Below are 16,096 nucleotides of genomic sequence, written 5' to 3'. Positions count from 1 at the left end.
ATGATGGCGACGTGAGCAGCAGATTGCGTGAGATCGCGCGGGACAACGCGACCATCGTGGCGACCGGCTGGTACCGGACGCGGTCGGGGCGGCAGGTCTCCCTCGCCGCCGCCCTGGCGGAGTCCAGGGCCGGAACCAGACTATATGGGCCAAACCCGGTCATTCCAGACGAGAAGATTCCCGGCGAGCGGTACGAGACGGCCGTCGAGGTCACGGGGGAGAGCAGTACGGTCGCAGCCCGTAGGCTCGCCGAGGGCGGTCCGGGGTCGGTCTCCGGGGCCTCGGTCGCGGTCCTGAACTTCGCCTCGGCCCGTAATCCCGGGGGCGGATACGTCCGCGGGGCCAAGGCCCAGGAGGAGGCGCTGTGCCGCGCCTCGGCCCTGTACGAGACCCTGCTGGAGGTCCCGGAGTACTACGAGGTGCACCGCGCGGGGCGCAGCACCTTCTACACCGACCGGGTGATTCACTCGCCCGGGGTGCCCGTCTTCCGCGATGACCGGGGCGAGCTGTTGGACACCCCGTTCCGCGCGGGTTTCCTGACCTCGCCGGCTCCGAACGCGGGCACCATCCGCCGCCAGGAGCCGGAGCGCGTCGCCGAGATCCCGGCGGCCCTGGCGCGGCGCGCGGAGCGCGTCCTGGAGACGGCGGCGCTGCACGGATATCCGCGGCTGGTGCTGGGGGCGTGGGGGTGCGGGGTGTTCCGGAACGACCCGGCGCAGGTCGCGGAGGCCTTCCGGGCCCTGCTGGCCGGGCGTTTCGCGGGCGTCTTCGAGCGGGTGGTGTTCGGGGTGCTTGACCGCGACCCGGGCCCGCGCGAGGCATTCGAACGGACTTTCGCGGGATTCGGGGCGTAGGGCGGCCCGGGCGCCTGCCCCGATCCGCCGGATCCCCCGGAAGGGGCGACTCCCTAGCGCCAGCCGTAGCGTTCGCGGAGCCGGTTCACGACCAGCTGGAACCGGCCGCGGTCCAGGGCGCACGCCTCGCGCCGCATGCCCTCCTCGTGCACCCGCAGCACCCGGTCCACGTCCACCCAGGACTCCCGCCCGGCACCGTCCCACGGCCCGGTCCCGATGGGCACCCACTCCCGGTCGTTGTCGTGCCGCTTGCTGGACAGCTGCACGGCGAGCAGCGTCCGCCCGCCCGCCTCCCGGGCGACGACCAGCACCGGGCGGTCCTTGCCGCGGCCGTCGTTCTCCTCGTACGGGACCCAGGTCCACACGATCTCGCCGGGGTCCGGATCGCCGTCCTTGTCGGGCGCGTACTCGGTGCGCACGGGCCCGATGGCGTGCGGATCGGCCTCGGTGGTGGCGGTGGCCCCGCCGCGGCCGGGCTGTTCGATGGGGTCGGAGCTGTGGTGGGAAAGTGCCGTCATGCGGCTGAGGTTAGTGGCTCGGACGGCCGTCGCGGTGCGGTTCAGCCGGTGACCAGGGCCATGACGAGGCCGTCGTACCCCTTGCTGCCGACGGTCTGGAGGGCGGTGGCGGTCAACCTCGGGTGCTCGGCGATGAGTTCGGTGAACCTGCGGACGCCCTGGACGCGGGGGTCGGCGCTGTCGGCCTCGACGACGGCGCCGTCGCGGACGACGTTGTCGCCGATGATGACGCTGCCGGGCCGGGTCAGTTCGAGGGCCCACTTCAGGTAGTCCGGGTTGGACGGCTTGTCCGCGTCGATGAAGACCAGGTCGAACGGGGCGAGGTCCGTGAGTTCGGGCAGCAGGTCGACGGCCCGGCCGCGCCGGATGTCGACGAGGTCCGCCAGCCCGGCCCGGGCGACGTTCGCGGCGGCGACGTCGGCGCACTGCTGGTCGACCTCCAGCGTGACCAGTCGTCCGCCCGCCGGCAGGGCCCGGGCGAGCCAGATGGTGCTGTAGCCGCCGAGGGTACCGATCTCCAGGATGGTGCGGGCGCCGCGGATCCGGGCGAGGAGGTGCAGCAGCTTCCCCTGGTTCGGGGCCACCTGATGTGCAGGCAGCCCGGCGGCCTCGGCATCCGCGTTGGCGGCGACCAGCGCCTCGTCCTCTTCGACGAGCAGCCCGTCGAAGTACGCGTCAACGGCCGTCCACGTCTGCTGCCCCATGAGCATTTCGGTACTCCCCTTCACCCGTGAGTAAGTTCCCATAGGAAACTTACATGACATCCGGCATCTTCCAACAGGTTGCCGCGCAGGCGAGGGTGGGCGCGGAGGGGCCTTCGACTGCGGCTGCGGGTGCGGCTGCGCGGACGTTTCCCGGTGCGCCCGGTCGTGATGACACGGGTCCGGGCCGCCGCCGGAGGTGTGGCGACCCCGTCGACGGCGACGTACGGCGCCCGGCGGGCGACGGCCGGGCTGATCGTGGCCGAGCGGGCTCGGGCCCGGCGCGCTTTCGGCAGGATTCCGGCACGCAGACGGGCGAAACGGGCGTGGCGGGGGTTTCCGGGCGGCCGGCCGGTCGTTACGGGAGAGGAGGAAGGAGGTCCGCCATGCCCGCACACGGACCCGCGAAGCACCCCACGACCGAGCTCGACGCCCGTTACAGCTCCGCCCTGAACCCCCGCCCGGGCGCCGAGGACGTGAGCGCCACCGACTGGGCCGACGCCCAACGGCAGTTGGAGTCCGCCGAGATCTTCTGGCTGTCCACGGCGCGAGCCGACGGCCGGCAGCACGTCACTCCGGTGATCGCCGCCTGGCACGACGGGGTGCTGTACTTCTCGACCGGTCCGAGCGAGCAGAAGGCGAAGAACCTCGCCCACGACGGCCACTGCGCGCTGACCACCGGGGGGAACTCCCTCACCGAAGGGCTCGACCTCGTGGTCGAGGGCACGGCGGGGCGGGTCGCCGATCCGGCGCTGCTGGAGGAGGTGATCACGGCGTACGAGACGAAGTACGGCGCACACATCACCTCTCCCGAGGGCACGTTCCACGGCATCGGGGACGCGTTCCGCAAGGGCGACGTGATCGTGTTCGCGGTCCCGCCGTCCACGGCCTACGGCTACGGCCGCAGCGACGGGGTGTACACCCACACCCGCTGGACGTTCTGAGCCGCGGGCACCGCGAAGGCGGCGCCACACCGTCCGCGCGTGGGCAGGGGATCCGGTCCCGCCGCGGGGCCGACGGGGTGCCGGACGTACCACTCGGGACCACGGCGGCCACGGCCTCGTCCCGAGGTGCGTCGCACGACCGTGGTCGGCCCGGGGCCGAGGACGGGACGCGGGCGTCGGCGCAGCCCGGCAGGCGGGGTGCACGCACCGAGGATCTCCAGCGCAGCGGCGGGTTCGGCAGCGCGCCGGGTACCTGCCGTCCGTGTCGCGGTCACCACCGCGGTCCGGACGCCGGCGGCCGTGTGCCAGTCGCCGGCGGCCGCGTGCCGACGGCCGTGTGCCGGGCGCCGGCCGCCGTGTGCCGGGCGAGGACGCCGCCCGCGAACAGGGCTTCGCTGTCGGGATGGGCGAAGGAGGCCAGGACGTCCGGCATCGGCATGAGGCGTCACCTTCCTGAGGTGCTTTCACCGGTACCCGCCGTGTCAGTGGCACACCCTTCTGCCGACTCGGGGGGTGTCCGTGGGGGAGAGCCGTCGTCGGGTCGTGCGGCGGCGGCTCTCCAGGGGAGGGGCGGGTCAGGGGCAGCCGGTGCGGGTGTCGCCCGGGTCGGTGGTGCAGGTGTCGGTGCCGGGGCCGCCGTTGGCGGTGTCGTTGGCGGAGACGCCGTCGGTGGTGGTCAGGCGGTCGTTGCCGTAGTCGCCCGTCAGGGTGTCGTTGCCCGGGCCGCCGTTCAGGGTGTCGTCGCCGAAGCCGCCGTCGAGGTCGTCGTTGCCGTAGCCGCCGTAGACGGTGTCGTTCCCGTAGCTCGCGCGGACGGTGTCGTTGCCGCCGAGGCCGCAGACCACGTCGTTGAAGTAGCCGCCGTTGAGGGTGTCCGCGCCGGTGGTGCCGATGATCGTGCAGCCGTGGGCGTTGTTCACGGAGGTGGTGGTCGTCGCCGTGTTGTTGGAGGTCGAGGGGTCCTGCTGGGCGGCGCTCGCGACGGCCGTGCTCGTGACCGTGCCGGTGGTCCGGGGCTCGCCCGTCACGGTGACCGTCGCGCTCGCGCCCGGGGCCAGGGAGCCGAGGGCGCAGGTGGCCCCGGTCGCCGTGGTCGTACACGTACCCTGCGAGGCGGCGGCCGAGGTGAGGCCCACGCCGGCTCCGGAGAGCGTGTCCGACAGCGTGACGCCGGTCGCGGTCGCGGTGGAGGCCGCGGAGTTGGAGACCGTCACCGTGTACGAGGCGCGGTCGCCGATGCTCACGGTGGCCGTACCGCTCTGCACCACCGACAGGTCCGCGCTCGGCGGCGGGGGCGGCGGCGTGCCGTCGCCGCCCTGGTAGCGGGCGAGGGCGAAGGCGTAGCCCGCCCCGACGCCCGCCGCCACGATCTTGCCGTCCGGCTGTACGAGCACCCCGCGGGCGTCGTCCCAGTCCAGGAAGCCCGTGACCACGAAGCCGTCGCCGCCGAAGCCGGTGTCCACCGCGCCGTTGGTGTTGAACCGGGCCAGGCCGAAGTCGTTGGCCTCCTGGCTGTTCGGGTCGTCGGCCTGCCCCGCGATGACGATCTTGCCGTTCGGCTGGAGCGCCAGGGCGTTCGCGCCTCCGCCGTCCCCGGGGAAGTGGACCGAGGTGCGCCCGCCCGTGCCGAAGGCGGTGTCAGGGCTGCCGTTCGCGTTGTAGCGCAGCAGGGCGACGCCGACATCGCGGGATCCCGCGGCGACGATCTTGCCGTCCGGCTGTACCGCCACGGCGTTGCCGAACTCGGTGCCGCCGAAGTCCGCGGTCACCATGCCGTCACCGCTGAAGGTGGGGTCGAGGGTGCCGTCGGGCAGGTAGCGCGCCACGCCGATGTCGAAGGCGGTGTTGCCCACGTACCCGACCGAGACGATCTTGCCGTCCGGCTGGAGGGCCATGCCCCGGGCGGTGCCGCCGGCGTCCTGGGGCGAGGCGGGCGTGAAACCGGCGACGACCGCGCCGTCGCCGCCCAGGCTCGGGTCCAGGTGTCCGCCGGTGTCGAGGCGGACCAGCGCGAAGCCCCCGCCGCGGCCCTTGCCCGCAGCGATGATCTTCCCGTCGGACTGCACCGCCACGTCGGCGCCGTCCGCGGATCCGCCGAACTCCTCGACCCGTACCAGCCCGCCGTCGCCGAAGCCCGGGTCCAGGCTGCCGTCCGTGTTGTACCGGGCCACGGAGAAGAAGCAGCACCCGCCGCCCTCCTCCGCGACGACCTCGGTCGTGCCCACCACGACGATCTTCCCGTCCGAGGGCTGGACCGCCACCGCGTTGGCCGCGTGGGCGCCGCCGCCGAAGTCGCTCGTCACCGTACCGTCCCCGGCGAAGCCGGAGTCGAGGCTGCCGTCGGCGTTGTACCGGGCGAGCGCGAAGCCGCCCTCGCTCATGCCCGCCACGACCAGCTTGCCGTCGGCCTGACGCGCGATGTCGTGCCCTTCCGCGTACCCGGGGAACGGGGTCACCACCCGGCCGTCCGTCCCGAACGACGGATCCAGATCGCCGGGCGCGGCCAGCGCGGAGGCGGGCAGCGCGAGTACGAGGGCCAGGCCGAGCGCGGCGGCCAGTACGCCGGTCGTCCCGCCGGGTCCGCGGCGCCGCCGTGACGGTCTCAGGTGTGCGTGGGTCATGGGCGTACGAACCTCCGGCCTCGCGGGGTGCAGTGAGCAGCGCACAGCTTCGTACGGGAGCCCGCCCGCGCCCCGCGAGCCGTGCCGCACTGCGCCCACTGGGCCCCGCGAACCACCCCGGCGGGGGAGCGCGCGAGGGGTTCGGCGGGGTGGTCGGGGTGCTCAGCCGGCGGCGCCTCCGAACCACTTGGGCAGGTGGCGGAGCAGGTCCTGCTGGTCCTCGCCGACCCACGCCACATGGCCGTCCGGGCGCAGCAGCACCGCCGGCACGTCCAGTTCGTCACTGACGTCGACGACGTGGTCGACCCGGTCCGACCAGCCCGCCGCCGAGAGCCGGCCGGTCTGGTCGAGGAGCAGGCCGCGGCCGCCGCGCATCAGCTCGTAGAGGCGGCCGCGCTTCAGCGCCACGTCCCGCATCCGCCGGCCGACCAGGTCGTGGCGTCGGCGGCCCTCGCCGCCCTCCTCGCCCTCGCCGAAGTCGTAGCGGACGGAGATCGCGGTGATCTTCTCGATGAGGTACCGGTTCACCTCCTCGAAGTCCATCAGTTCCGCCAGGAGCCGGCGCACCGACTGGGGACCGGGCTCGGCGGACATCAGCTGGATCTGCGCGCGGGTGTTGTCCAGCACGGCGGCGGCCACCGGGTGCCGTTCCGCGTGGTAGCTGTCCAGCAGGCCGTCGGGTGCCCAGCCGGAGACCTCGGCGGCCAGTTTCCAGCCGAGGTTGAACGCGTCCTGGACGCCGAGGTTGAGCCCCTGCCCGCCGGTCGGCGGGTGGATGTGCGCCGCGTCGCCGGCCAGCAGGACACGGTCGACCCGGTACCGCTCGGCCAGCCGCGTCGCGTCGCCGAAGCGGGAGAGCCAGCGCGGCGAGTGCGCGCCGAAGTCGGTTCCGGCGAAGGCGTGCAGCTGCTGCTTGAACTCGTCGAGGGTCGGCGCGGCGGTACGGTCCTCGGACACGCCCGCGGCGGGCGCGATGACGCGGTAGAGCCCGTCCCCCATGGGCATGGCGCCGAACAGCAGCTGGGTCTTGCGGACTTCGGCCACCACGGCGGCCACCGTCTCCGCCGGTTCGGCCAGCTCCATCACGCCGAGCAGCGTCTCGACCCTGGCGGGCTCGCCGGGGAAGCCCACGCCGAGCAGCTTGCGCACCGTACTGCGACCGCCGTCGCAGCCGACGACGTAGCGGGCGCGCAGCCGCGTGGTGTCGGCCAGCTCGACGGTCACCCCCTCGTCGTCCTGGCTCAGCCCGACCAGCTCACAGCCGCGCCGGATCTCGACGCCGGCCTCGACGGCGTGCTCCGCCAGCAGCCGCTCGGTGATCTCCTGCGGGATGTGGAGGACGTACGAGTGCGTCGTGTCCATCCGCTCCGGCCAGGAGGTGCCGAGGCCGGCGAAGAAGCCGCCCACCGTGAACTGCCGCCCGAGCGGCAGGAACCGATCCAGCAGACCGCGCTGGTCCATCACTTCGATGCTGCGCACGTGCAGACCTTGGGCGCGGGACTGACGGGTCGGCTCCGTTTCCTTCTCCAGCACGAGCACCCGCACACCGTGCAGCCGCAGCTCGCCGGCCAGCATCAGGCCGGTCGGTCCGCCGCCGACCACGATCACGTCCATCATGAAAACCCCCAGGTACGTAGACAAAGGCGTGTGTACTGCGCGAATCCCTGATTTCGGCAGGTTCTGGCCTCGGTCGATGATTGTGCGGTACGACGGGGGCCTTGCGGCAAGCCCCCCAGTGCGCTATATGTTGAGAGTGGCAAGGAGTGGGTAACCTCCTTGTCTTTCTCTTTGTTCGCGGCCCGGCGGCTTCGCGCACGTTCCGTCCGGCGTCGAGGAGCGCGGCGGCGAGAGCGTGCGAGTTCGCGGGGGAACATTCCGGCGCGCCGCCTCGTTGGTCCGGGGTCCGCTGCTCTGTCCCGTGAACCGCAGGAGTGCCGTGCCCGTACCCGGAACCTCGCCCAGCCCCGCCGTACCCCCTCTCCCGCCGCTCCCCGCCCAAGCCGAGCGCCTGATCGAGCTCGGGGTGCACGAGCTCGCGGGGATTCCCGCCGATGAGCTGCGTACGTTCGCCTCCGCGGCGGACGCCGGAGGCGGGCACGGCGGCGACGCCCTGCTCGCCGTCCACCCGGACCGCGCCCCCGCCTCCGCCCTCGCGCCGCTGCTCCGCCGCGAGGGCAAGCCCGGCTTCGTCGTCACCGACATGCCCGACGTCGACGGCTTCTCCCCGCTCGACGCCATCGAGCTGTCCGACGCCCCTCTCTACGTCCTCACCGGCCTCGACCGCGGCGACCACATGGCCAACTGGAGCCCGGAGGAGGCGCTTCCGGCGCTGACGAAGGAGGAGCGCACCCCGCTGCTGCTCAGCGAGGGCATCCACTGGGTCCTCCAGCAGCCGGCCGCCCTGGAACGAAACCGGTGCTTCATGACCATCGGCTCCCGGCTGCGGAAGGCGAACGGCACCCTGGACGCCCGAACCCCGGCGATCTGGATCAGCAACGGCACGGGTCGGGACGGCCGCGAGCGGCGCAACGCCCCCAAGATCGGCTGGTGTTGGTGGGGCAACCGCCACACCTGGCTCGGCTTCGCCTCGGCGGCGCGCCGCGCGACCTAGGTGGTGTGCCCCGGTTGACGTCGGGGCAGCTCGGCGCGCCGCACCGCGTCGGAAGCCAGGACGACGACCCCGCCCAGGCCGGCGAAGACGCCGCAGCCGGCGAACACCGGCGCCGCGCCCCAGGCCCCGATGGCCGCTCCGACCAACGGGTAGCTCAGGGGCGCGAGGCCGACCATGGTGAGCATGACGACGGAGGTCACCCGGCCGAGGAAGGCGGGATCCGCGGCCGTTTGGATGAGGGTGCTGTCCACGCTGCCGAACACGCCCGCGCTCAGCCCGATGCACGCGGCCAGTACCACGGCGATCCAAAGGCTGGGCACCAGCGCGATGGTGGCCGCACCCGCGCAGCCCACCAGCAGCGAACCGGCCAGCATCAGGCCGGCGCGGGGCAGCCATCCGGCTATCGCGAGCAGCGCGGCGCTCGTCGCGGCCCCCGCACCGAAGCCGCTGACGATCCAGCCGTAGCCGGCAGGTCCCCAGCCGCGCTCGGCGTTGAGGAGCACCATGCCGACGCCGAGGGTGCCCGTGAGGCCGAGTTCGCAGACGGCGCCGGCGGCGACGAGCGGCCCGATGAGGCGGTGGCGGCGGATGTAGCGCAGGCCGTCGATCAGGTCCTTCCGTGCGGTGCCGGGCGCCGGCCGCTCCGCGGCAGGCGCTCCGGCGGTCCGCATCCGCAGCGTCAGCAGGAGCGGCAGCGATAGCGCGAAGAGCAGGCCGGCCACAGTGAAGGCGGCCGCCACGCCTCCGAGCCCCATGGCCAGGCCGCCGATCGGCGGCCCCGCGATCTGGCTGAGGCGCATCGACAGGGACCGCATGCCGGTGACGCGGGCGAGCTGGTCGGGGCTGGTGATTCGTGGCGGGAGGGCTCCGACGGCGGGTACGAACAGCGCGTCCACGGCGCCGAACACGAGCGCCACCACGACCAGGATCCACAGGGCCGGCGCCGTCAACGCGACGGCAGCGGCGACACCGAGGATGAGCAGACAGCGCACCGCGTCGCTGCCGAGGACCACCCGGCGCGGGTCGAACCGATCGGCCACCACTCCTCCGCCGAGCATGAGCAGTGCCCGTGGCAGGGCCCCGGCCGCCATGACGAGCCCGACTTCGGCGGGGCCGGCGGCCTGCTGGGCGGACCAGCCGAGGGCGACGAAGTACACGCTGTCGCCCACGAGGGAGGCGGTGTACGCGGTGAGCCAGCGCAGCACGTTGGCGTCGCGGTATGCGGGTGGGGTGACGCGTCCGGGCGGAGCGGTCAACGGGGTGGCCATGGCGGGGCTCCAGCGGATCGGGACGGGGGGCCGGATCGGGGACGGGGCGGCGTCAGAGCGGGAAGGGGAAGCCGTACAGGTACACGGACACGCGCTCGCGGTCCTCCGTCGCGCCGGCTGCCCGGGAAGCCTTCCCGCGCTCCCGCCAGCGCCGGGCCACCGCCTCCAGTTCGTCGTTCATCTCAGCGAGTTCGGCGGGAGTCAGGTCGAGCATCCACTCGGAGCTGAAGGCGGCGTCGGTCCAGGCCTTGCCCCAGGCGTCGGTCTGGTCCAGGTACGTGCGGTACTGGGCGACGCGGGTGTCGTGGATCCCTCGGGTCACCGCTCCCACGGCGGCGACCCCCTCGGGCGTGCCCGCGAAGTCCGAGCTGCGAAAGCCCCACCCCTCCTCGGACGCCACCTGCCACCAGCGCTCGCGGCCGTCGGTGCTCCGGCTGCCCGCTTCGGCCACGAAGCCGTGCTCGGCCAGCTTGCGCAGGTGGTAGCTGACCAGCGACGGCGTCTGGCCGACCTGCTCGGCGAGTTGGGAGGCGGTCGCGGTGCCGGCGGCGTACAGCAAGCGGTAGAGCTGCATCCGCAGGGGGTTGGTGAAGGCCTTCAACCGGGAGAGGTCGGTGATCTGCTCGGGCTGGGGCTTGGGTTGCATGTCAGCACCGTAGGTATGAAGCAGAAGTTGCGCAATATTATTTTCGGAAATCCGCGGCGGAGGAGCGCTCCGCAGAGGGCTTTCGGGTCCCGGTCGCCCCCGTGGAGGGGGTGGCCGGGGCAGCGGGTACCTTCGGGGCGACTACCAGGTGGGGGAGACGGGCACATGGACGAGCGGCTCGAAGCCGAGGGCGAGGTTGCGGTGGCGCGGCTGGCCATCGACAGCGGGGACCTGGAGCACGCGGCGGCGCATCTGGGGAACGCCCTGACCGTCGCCCCCCAACTCCCCGACGCGTACGAGGCCCTCGCCGAGCTCGCCGTGGCCGCCGGTGGCAACGCCGCCGCGTTGGGGCTGTTCGACATGGACGAGCCCTACATCGGCACGGTCGCCTGCATCGCCCAGCTCCACGCGGCCGCCGGCCGGTGGGACTCCGCCCTCCCGGCACTCGCCTCCGTGATCGGCGCCGATCCCGAGCGGCCCTGGGCCGAGGTCGCCTGGCTGGCCGACCCCGCGCTGCCCGGCCTGGTGCCGCCGGACGCCGTCACGCAGGCCGTCGCCGTACTCGTCCGCACCCTGCCCGAGCCGCTGCCGCCGCAGCTCCGCGAGGGTGTCGGGCCGTTCTACGCCCTGGTCCGGGCCTGTGTGACCGCCCATCCCGGGCACTCGCTGCTGCACACCATGGCCTCCACCCTGGCCCGCCGCTTCGGCGACATGGCCGAGGCGGTCGAATGGGCCGAGGACGCCTGCCGCCTCGAACCCGGCCACTGGCAGGCGGTCGTCCTGGGCGGCGCACTGCGCGCCGCCGGACGCCCGGACGAGGCCTTGGCCGTATGGGAGGCGGAGATCGCCCGCGACCCCTCCGACGTGGATCTGTACGTGGACGTCGCCGAACTCCACCGGCACGGCGGCCGCCCCGCCGAGGGCCTCGCCTGGCTCGACCGCGGCCTCGCCGTCGAACCGGAGCACCCCAAGGCCCTGCCCGCCTCGTTCGCCCTGCGCCACGCCGTCGACGGAGGCACGGCGCAGCTGCTGGCCCTCTCCGACCATCTGCGCGCCCACCCCGAGCACGGCTACGCCGCCGCCCTCCTGGCGGAGCTGTGCGAAGACGAGCCGTGGCTCGGACACGTACACCCCGCGTTCGAGGCGAGCGTCAACGTGCTGCACCGGATGCTCGCCAACCCCAAGACCGCCCGCGACCACGAAATCGAGCTGCTCGGCTCCGCTCTGGAGGCCCCCAGCACACGGCTCGCCGTACGCATGGGCTTCCCGAACTCGAAGATCGACTACCAGTCGGTGGCCGCGCCCGACCCCCGCGTTCCGCAGTACGAGGTCGTCACGCCGCTGTGGCGGTTCGACGGCCCCCAGGGGCTCGACGCCCGGCCGGCCCTCGACCCGCCCTCCGCCGAGTCCGCGGAGCTCGTGCGCGACGTCACCGCCCTGGCATGGCCGGCGCCGGTCGCCGCGTACGACCACGCCGTCCGGCTCTCAGGCCTGGACCCCGAGGACCTGCTCGCCCTCTGCGTACACCCTCCGCTTCCCCGCCGGGACGAGCAGGGGGCGTACCTGCTGGGCCGCCAGCCCGAGATGTGGGTCCGTGCCGTACAGACCTTCGCTTGCCTGGGGATCGCCCATCACCGTGCGGACGAGCCCTGGATGGACTCCCGCCGCAGGGCCCTGCTCCTCGACCTGCTCTTCGGCCCCGAGGACTGGACCAACGAAGCGGCCGGCTTCGCCCTCCTCGCCACGGCCTGGGCGGACCCGGAAGCCCGCGAGGACGTCGGGGTGCGCCTCGTCGACCGCATGATGGCGGTCGGGAAGGCCTGGCGGGAGCGCGACGCGACGAGTCTGGCCTCGCTGTGCCGACTCGTGCTCGCCTGCCCGTGGCTGGACGAGACCTTCCTCGACCTGGCGGAGAAGATGCTCTCGGCGGCCAAGGAGTTCGACGCCCGGTCCCCGGAGGGCGACGAGGAACGCCGCAGCGGCATCACCGCCGAGCTGGAAGCGCGGCAGTCACGGGAGAGCGCACCGGCGGCGCGGGGCTCGAAGCCCCGATCGCTCCTGGGCCGGCTCTTCGGCCGCACCCGCTGAGCCGGGCACCGGGTCAGCGGACCCGGTCGTGGACGAGGGCCGGCACGCCGCGTTGCACGGCGGTCCGGCCGAAGGGCGCCCACTGCCCGACCGGGGAGGCCGTCGTGCAAGAGCGCGGGCCGGCGGACAGAGCCTCTGAGGGCGCCGATCCCGCTCGGCCTCCGCTCAGCGCCTGCTCAGCGCCTGCTCAGCCCCCGGCCGGCCACTCCTTCGGCCACTGGTCCGGCCACGGGTTCGACCAGGCTCCGGCTGCCTCCGCCTGGGCCGCCAGGGAGAGGAGGAGGGGTTCCGAATCGGCCGGGCCCAGGAGTTGGGCCCCCAGGGGGAGGCCCTCGGCGGTGAAGCCCGCCGGGACGTTCACCCCCGGCCAGCCGAGGACGTTCCAGGTCCAGGCGTACGGGCACGCCGCGATCATCGCCCGGTCCGTGGCCATCGCCCCGAGCCCCGCCAGGGCTCCTATCCGCAGCGGGGGAGTGGCCGTCGTCGGGGTCAGGACCACGTCGAACCGGCCGAAGATCTCCCCGACCCGTCGCCGCAGCAGGCCCTCCGCCCGGCGGGAGGCCCGCAGGGGCAGGCCGCCCAGGATCCGGCCCGTGCGCATCGCCTCGTGGGTGCGCGGGTCCAGCAGCGCGGGATCCGGCACCCGCGACGCCCAGTCCCGTACGCCCCCGGTCGCGCGGGGGACGAAGGTCAGGCCGATCTGCCCGTAGCGCGGGTCCTCCGGGACCACCTCGTGGCCCAGGGCCTCCAGCCGGACCGCCAGCCGCTCCACCGCCGAACGGACCTCCGGGTCAAGGGACTTCGGCGTCGCCGTGAAGGCCATCCCGAACGACAGGGCGATGCGCAGCCGGCGCGGCGTGCGCCGGGTCGCCTCGACCGCCGAGACCGGGGCCGGGCGGTGCCGGTCCCCGGCGTGCGGGCCGCTAGCGGCGTCGAGCAGGAGCGCCGCGTCGCCGACGCTGCGGGCCAGCACGCCGTTGACGGTCAGCCCGTGGAAAGACTCCGGCTCCGGCCAGGTGGAGATGCGTCCGCGCTGCGGCTTGACGCCCACCAGATGGGTCCAGGCCGCGGGGATCCGTACGGAGCCCGCCCCGTCGGATCCCAGGGCCGCCGGGACCAGGCCCGCGGCCACGGCGGCCGCCGAGCCGCCGGAGGACCCGCCGGGCGTGTGGGCCGGGTTCCACGGATTGCGGGTCTCGCCGAACGCCGGCCCCTCGGTGAACGGCCACTGCCCCAGCTCCGGCGTCTGGGTCTTGCCGATGACGACCGCGCCGGCCGCGCGCAGCCTGCGTACGGCCTCGCTGTCGGCGGTCTTGGGCGCGAACTCCCCGGCGCAGCCGAACGCGGTCGGCTCCCCGGCCACGTCCATGTCGTCCTTGACCGCTATCGGCACGCCGAGCAGCGGGAGCCGCTCACCGGCGGCCAGGCGGCGGTCGGCCGCGTCCGCCTCGGCGAGCGCAGCCTCGGCTCGTACGATCCGGAACGCGTTGAGGGCGGGCTGCGCGGCGGCGATCCGCTCCAGCGCCTCCTCGGTCAACCGGCGTGCGCGGACGCCTCCTTCGGCGAGCGCCCGCGCCGTGTCCACCAGACCGGCGGAGACGGAAGGGACGGAAGTGGAGACGGGCGAGACAGCTGAAGACTTCGTACCTGATGACGCCACCGACATCGGACCTCCCCGTTACCGCTCGGTAGGACCGAAGGTAACGGGGAGGGCCCGCGGGTGGCTAGAGCGGCTGGATCCAGCCCTCCAGCGAGGCCGTGAACCCGTCGAAGTCGTCCCGGTGGATGGTGTGTCCGGCGCCGGCGACGGACCGCACCTCGAAACCGCCCTCCTCCAGCAGCGCGGCGTCCCAGACGGCCGGGGTCTCCAGCTCCACGTCGATGTCCGCCTCCTCCCAGCGCGGGTTCATCGCCCGGATCTGCTCCCTGGGCGCGGACTTGACCTGCGCGAGCAGCTCCGGACCCATCCCCTCCGCCGGATCGGCCAGATGCCAGGCCGGGTCGCTGAACACCGCCCGCTTCGGTTTCAGCCGGTCCACGGCCAGCGAGAGGGTCAGCCCGCCTGGCGAGTGGCCGATGGCCAGGTCGGCGCCGGCGGGCAGGGTCTCGGCCACGTCCTGCGCGAAGAGCTCCGGGCCGTACTCGGCCCGCCCGCTGGCGCCGTGGCCCCGCAGGTCCACGGCGATGATCCGGTAGCCGCGCTCGGCGAGGGCGGGACCCGCCCGGCGCCAGGTCCGGGGGTCGGCCATGATGCCGTGGATCAGGAGCGCGACGCGGTCGTCCCCGCCCCAGGTGTGGGTGCGCAGCTGCACGGTGATGCCTTTCTGACGAGGAACAGGGGGCGAGGGGGGAGGAGGTTCCCGAACGCGGCGCCGGTGCGCCGCCCCTCACCGCACGCTGCGGGTCGGCTTCACCGCCAGCGCGCCCGCCACGGCCAGGACCGCGGCGACGACGAACAGCGCGGTGGCCAGGTACGAGCCGAAGGCGAGCCCGTTGACGGCCGTGAAGGCGAGCACGGCCGTCCGGCTGTCCGACGCGGCCGGGATCGCGAGCGCGACGGCCGACAGCAGGGCGCAGGCGCCGACGAACGGCTCGCGGCGGTGGAGCCGGTCGGAGAGGTCGGAGAGGTACCCGCCGAGGACCGTGGAGACGACCATCGCGATGCTCGTCAACGGCATCAGCACCGCCACCGCCGCCTCCGGCTCCATGCCGTCGGGCAGCACGGTGTGGTCCTGGAGGACGTACAGCTCGTACCCGCTGACCGCGAAGTACCCGAGGACGAGCAGCGCCCGCCCGGTGAACGCCCAGCGGACGTCGTGGTCGCGCAGGGCGCTGGTGAACGCGGCGAGCCGCTCCTTGACCGGCAGCGGCGCACGCGCCGGTAGCGGTTCCTCGCGGGTGCAGGCGGTGAACAGGACCGCGGCGCCCGCCACGATCGCGCCCGGAGACGAGGCACCCGGTGCGGCTGTCCTCCGAGAACGCGGCGCCGATCAGCGCGCCGAGGGCGTAGCCGAAGGGCAGGCCGAGCCCGACGGCCGCGGAGGCCTTGCCGCGGGCCGACTTGGGGACCGGGTCGGGGACCACGGAGGTGATGGCGGCCTGGTGGACGTGCATGACGGCCCGGCCGAGGCACCGGGCGACCGTGATCAGGCGGATCGTGTCGGCGGCGCCGAGCAGGAACATCGCCGGTACGGCGGCGAGTCCGCCTCCCGGGATCCGGGGATCGCGCCGCCCGCTGCGGTCGGACAGGGCGCTGGCGACGGGGTGGAAGATCGTGGCGAAGATCGCCGAGACCCCCGCGATCAGGCCGAAGTCGGAGACCTTGGTCGCCGCGTCGATGTCCTCGACCTGGAGGGCGAGCAGGGCGCCGGCGCCGCCGACGTAGAGCGTGTACATCGCGCTGTTCCCGACGAGCGGCAACGGGAAACTGGTCGCGTCCGGGAGCGCGAGGGGCGCCGTTGCCGCCGGTGGCGGCGGGTGCGGCGGACGCGTCGTCGAGGGCGGCTCCGGCGGTGTCCGCCCTCCCGGGCGGGTTCTTCGTGCGGACGGGGGTGGGTGGAGCTGAGGCGGGGGGTGCGGGAGGGGGTGTCGGGAGGTACGGGGAAGGAGTGCAGGGAGGGGTACGGGGAGGGTGCGCGCCGCCCTGGCGCGGCGGCGGGGGTGCGACGGAACACGGCAGGGCGGCGGCACGCCGGGACACGGTCGGACACGTGCCGGAGGGCCCCGGGAAGCGGATGTGACGCGCCGGATCACACGGATCAATGAATCGTGTAACCACTGGGTGGCATTCGTTTCCGGCCATGCGCCGGCCCCCGGGTGCAATCGGTCTGGAAAGATGCCACGGC

At 73.8% G+C, this 16,096-nt stretch carries 14 protein-coding genes and 1 pseudogene; 4 read left to right on the top strand and 11 right to left on the bottom strand.

What is annotated here, in order from left to right:
• Positions 1 to 11 precede the first annotated feature (11 nt).
• Complete coding sequence (locus ACIBAD_RS16580) at positions 12 to 854, top strand: TIGR02452 family protein (RefSeq protein ID WP_398907333.1); 843 nt, start codon at positions 12 to 14, stop codon at positions 852 to 854.
• 53 nt (positions 855 to 907) lie between these two features.
• Here the strand turns inward: ACIBAD_RS16580 and ACIBAD_RS16575 are convergent, their stop codons facing one another.
• Together ACIBAD_RS16575 and ACIBAD_RS16570 are read right to left on the bottom strand one after the other, a co-directional pair.
• Positions 908 to 1,372 carry a type II toxin-antitoxin system PemK/MazF family toxin gene (locus ACIBAD_RS16575; protein WP_389007698.1) on the bottom strand — a complete coding sequence of 155 codons (465 nt, stop codon included), beginning with the start codon at positions 1,370 to 1,372 and terminating at the stop codon, positions 908 to 910.
• Between the two features lie 41 nt (positions 1,373 to 1,413).
• Positions 1,414 to 2,076: an O-methyltransferase gene (locus ACIBAD_RS16570; RefSeq protein WP_398907330.1), complete on the bottom strand. Its 663-nt coding sequence runs from the start codon at positions 2,074 to 2,076 to the stop codon at positions 1,414 to 1,416.
• Positions 2,077 to 2,459: 383 nt separating this feature from the next.
• Here ACIBAD_RS16570 and ACIBAD_RS16565 point away from each other — a divergent pair, with 383 nt between their 5' ends.
• Positions 2,460 to 3,017 (top strand): pyridoxamine 5'-phosphate oxidase family protein, encoded by a 558-nt coding sequence (locus ACIBAD_RS16565; protein ID WP_134069509.1) that lies wholly within the window; start codon positions 2,460 to 2,462, stop codon positions 3,015 to 3,017.
• A gap of 271 nt (positions 3,018 to 3,288) precedes the next feature.
• Here ACIBAD_RS16565 and ACIBAD_RS16560 read toward each other — a convergent pair whose 3' ends face one another.
• The 3 genes from ACIBAD_RS16560 to rox all read right to left on the bottom strand — a co-directional run bounded on the left by ACIBAD_RS16560 (position 3,289) and on the right by rox (position 7,255).
• Entirely contained in the window at positions 3,289 to 3,456 is a 168-nt protein-coding gene (locus tag ACIBAD_RS16560; protein ID WP_398907328.1) for a hypothetical protein, read from the bottom strand.
• Positions 3,457 to 3,592: 136 nt separating this feature from the next.
• On the bottom strand, positions 3,593 to 5,638 hold the full coding sequence (locus ACIBAD_RS16555) for a calcium-binding protein (protein WP_398907326.1): 2,046 nt from the start codon (positions 5,636 to 5,638) through the stop codon (positions 3,593 to 3,595).
• 162 nt (positions 5,639 to 5,800) lie between these two features.
• Positions 5,801 to 7,255, bottom strand: a complete 1,455-nt coding sequence (rox, locus tag ACIBAD_RS16550) for a rifampin monooxygenase (RefSeq protein ID WP_134069505.1) — start codon at positions 7,253 to 7,255, stop codon at positions 5,801 to 5,803.
• Positions 7,256 to 7,574: 319 nt separating this feature from the next.
• Here rox and ACIBAD_RS16545 point away from each other — a divergent pair, with 319 nt between their 5' ends.
• Positions 7,575 to 8,249, top strand: coding sequence for a DUF5701 family protein (locus ACIBAD_RS16545; RefSeq protein ID WP_134069503.1), 675 nt, complete (start codon positions 7,575 to 7,577; stop codon positions 8,247 to 8,249).
• Here the strand turns inward: ACIBAD_RS16545 and ACIBAD_RS16540 are convergent.
• Positions 8,246 to 9,517, bottom strand: a complete 1,272-nt coding sequence (locus ACIBAD_RS16540; protein ID WP_398907323.1) for an MFS transporter — start codon at positions 9,515 to 9,517, stop codon at positions 8,246 to 8,248. The genes ACIBAD_RS16545 and ACIBAD_RS16540 overlap by 4 nt on opposite strands.
• Positions 9,518 to 9,569: 52 nt before the next feature.
• Positions 9,570 to 10,163 carry an ArsR/SmtB family transcription factor gene (locus ACIBAD_RS16535; protein ID WP_398907321.1) on the bottom strand — a complete coding sequence of 198 codons (594 nt, stop codon included), beginning with the start codon at positions 10,161 to 10,163 and terminating at the stop codon, positions 9,570 to 9,572.
• 165 nt (positions 10,164 to 10,328) lie between these two features.
• Between ACIBAD_RS16535 and ACIBAD_RS16530 the strand changes: the two genes are divergently transcribed.
• A complete protein-coding gene (locus ACIBAD_RS16530) occupies positions 10,329 to 12,251 on the top strand; it encodes a tetratricopeptide repeat protein (protein ID WP_398907319.1) in 1,923 nt (640 codons plus the stop codon).
• Between the two features lie 187 nt (positions 12,252 to 12,438).
• Here ACIBAD_RS16530 and ACIBAD_RS16525 read toward each other — a convergent pair whose 3' ends face one another.
• The 4 genes and pseudogenes from ACIBAD_RS16525 to ACIBAD_RS16510 form a co-directional block, all read right to left on the bottom strand.
• Positions 12,439 to 13,917, bottom strand: coding sequence for an amidase (locus tag ACIBAD_RS16525; protein WP_398907317.1), 1,479 nt, complete (start codon positions 13,915 to 13,917; stop codon positions 12,439 to 12,441).
• Between the two features lie 58 nt (positions 13,918 to 13,975).
• Positions 13,976 to 14,563, bottom strand: coding sequence for an alpha/beta fold hydrolase (locus tag ACIBAD_RS16520; protein ID WP_398907315.1), 588 nt, complete (start codon positions 14,561 to 14,563; stop codon positions 13,976 to 13,978).
• A gap of 75 nt (positions 14,564 to 14,638) precedes the next feature.
• Positions 14,639 to 15,184, bottom strand: coding sequence for a hypothetical protein (locus ACIBAD_RS16515; RefSeq protein WP_398907313.1), 546 nt, complete (start codon positions 15,182 to 15,184; stop codon positions 14,639 to 14,641).
• A 100-nt stretch (positions 15,185 to 15,284) separates the two neighbouring features.
• A pseudogene (locus tag ACIBAD_RS16510) lies at positions 15,285 to 15,647 on the bottom strand (MFS transporter); the annotation flags it as partial.
• Positions 15,648 to 16,096: the final 449 nt, after the last annotated feature.

Origin of the sequence: Streptomyces sp. NPDC051109 (assembly GCF_044455885.1) — a bacterium.
Taxonomy (GTDB): Bacteria; Actinomycetota; Actinomycetes; order Streptomycetales; family Streptomycetaceae; genus Streptomyces.
This window is presented reverse-complemented; position numbering and strand designations above follow the sequence as displayed.

Bases quoted from the DNA above. Each gene is read 5' to 3' on its own strand.
- ACIBAD_RS16575 (WP_389007698.1), bottom strand. From the start codon at position 1,372: ATGACGGCACTTTCCCACCACAGCTCCGACCCCATCGAACAGCCCGGC.
- ACIBAD_RS16570 (WP_398907330.1), bottom strand. From the start codon at position 2,076: ATGGGGCAGCAGACGTGGACGGCCGTTGACGCGTACTTCGACGGGCTG.
- ACIBAD_RS16565 (WP_134069509.1), top strand. From the start codon at position 2,460: ATGCCCGCACACGGACCCGCGAAGCACCCCACGACCGAGCTCGACGCC.
- ACIBAD_RS16560 (WP_398907328.1), bottom strand. From the start codon at position 3,456: ATGCCGATGCCGGACGTCCTGGCCTCCTTCGCCCATCCCGACAGCGAA.
- ACIBAD_RS16555 (WP_398907326.1), bottom strand. From the start codon at position 5,638: ATGACCCACGCACACCTGAGACCGTCACGGCGGCGCCGCGGACCCGGC.
- rox (WP_134069505.1), bottom strand. From the start codon at position 7,255: ATGATGGACGTGATCGTGGTCGGCGGCGGACCGACCGGCCTGATGCTG.
- ACIBAD_RS16540 (WP_398907323.1), bottom strand. From the start codon at position 9,517: ATGGCCACCCCGTTGACCGCTCCGCCCGGACGCGTCACCCCACCCGCA.
- ACIBAD_RS16535 (WP_398907321.1), bottom strand. From the start codon at position 10,163: ATGCAACCCAAGCCCCAGCCCGAGCAGATCACCGACCTCTCCCGGTTG.
- ACIBAD_RS16530 (WP_398907319.1), top strand. From the start codon at position 10,329: ATGGACGAGCGGCTCGAAGCCGAGGGCGAGGTTGCGGTGGCGCGGCTG.
- ACIBAD_RS16525 (WP_398907317.1), bottom strand. From the start codon at position 13,917: ATGTCGGTGGCGTCATCAGGTACGAAGTCTTCAGCTGTCTCGCCCGTC.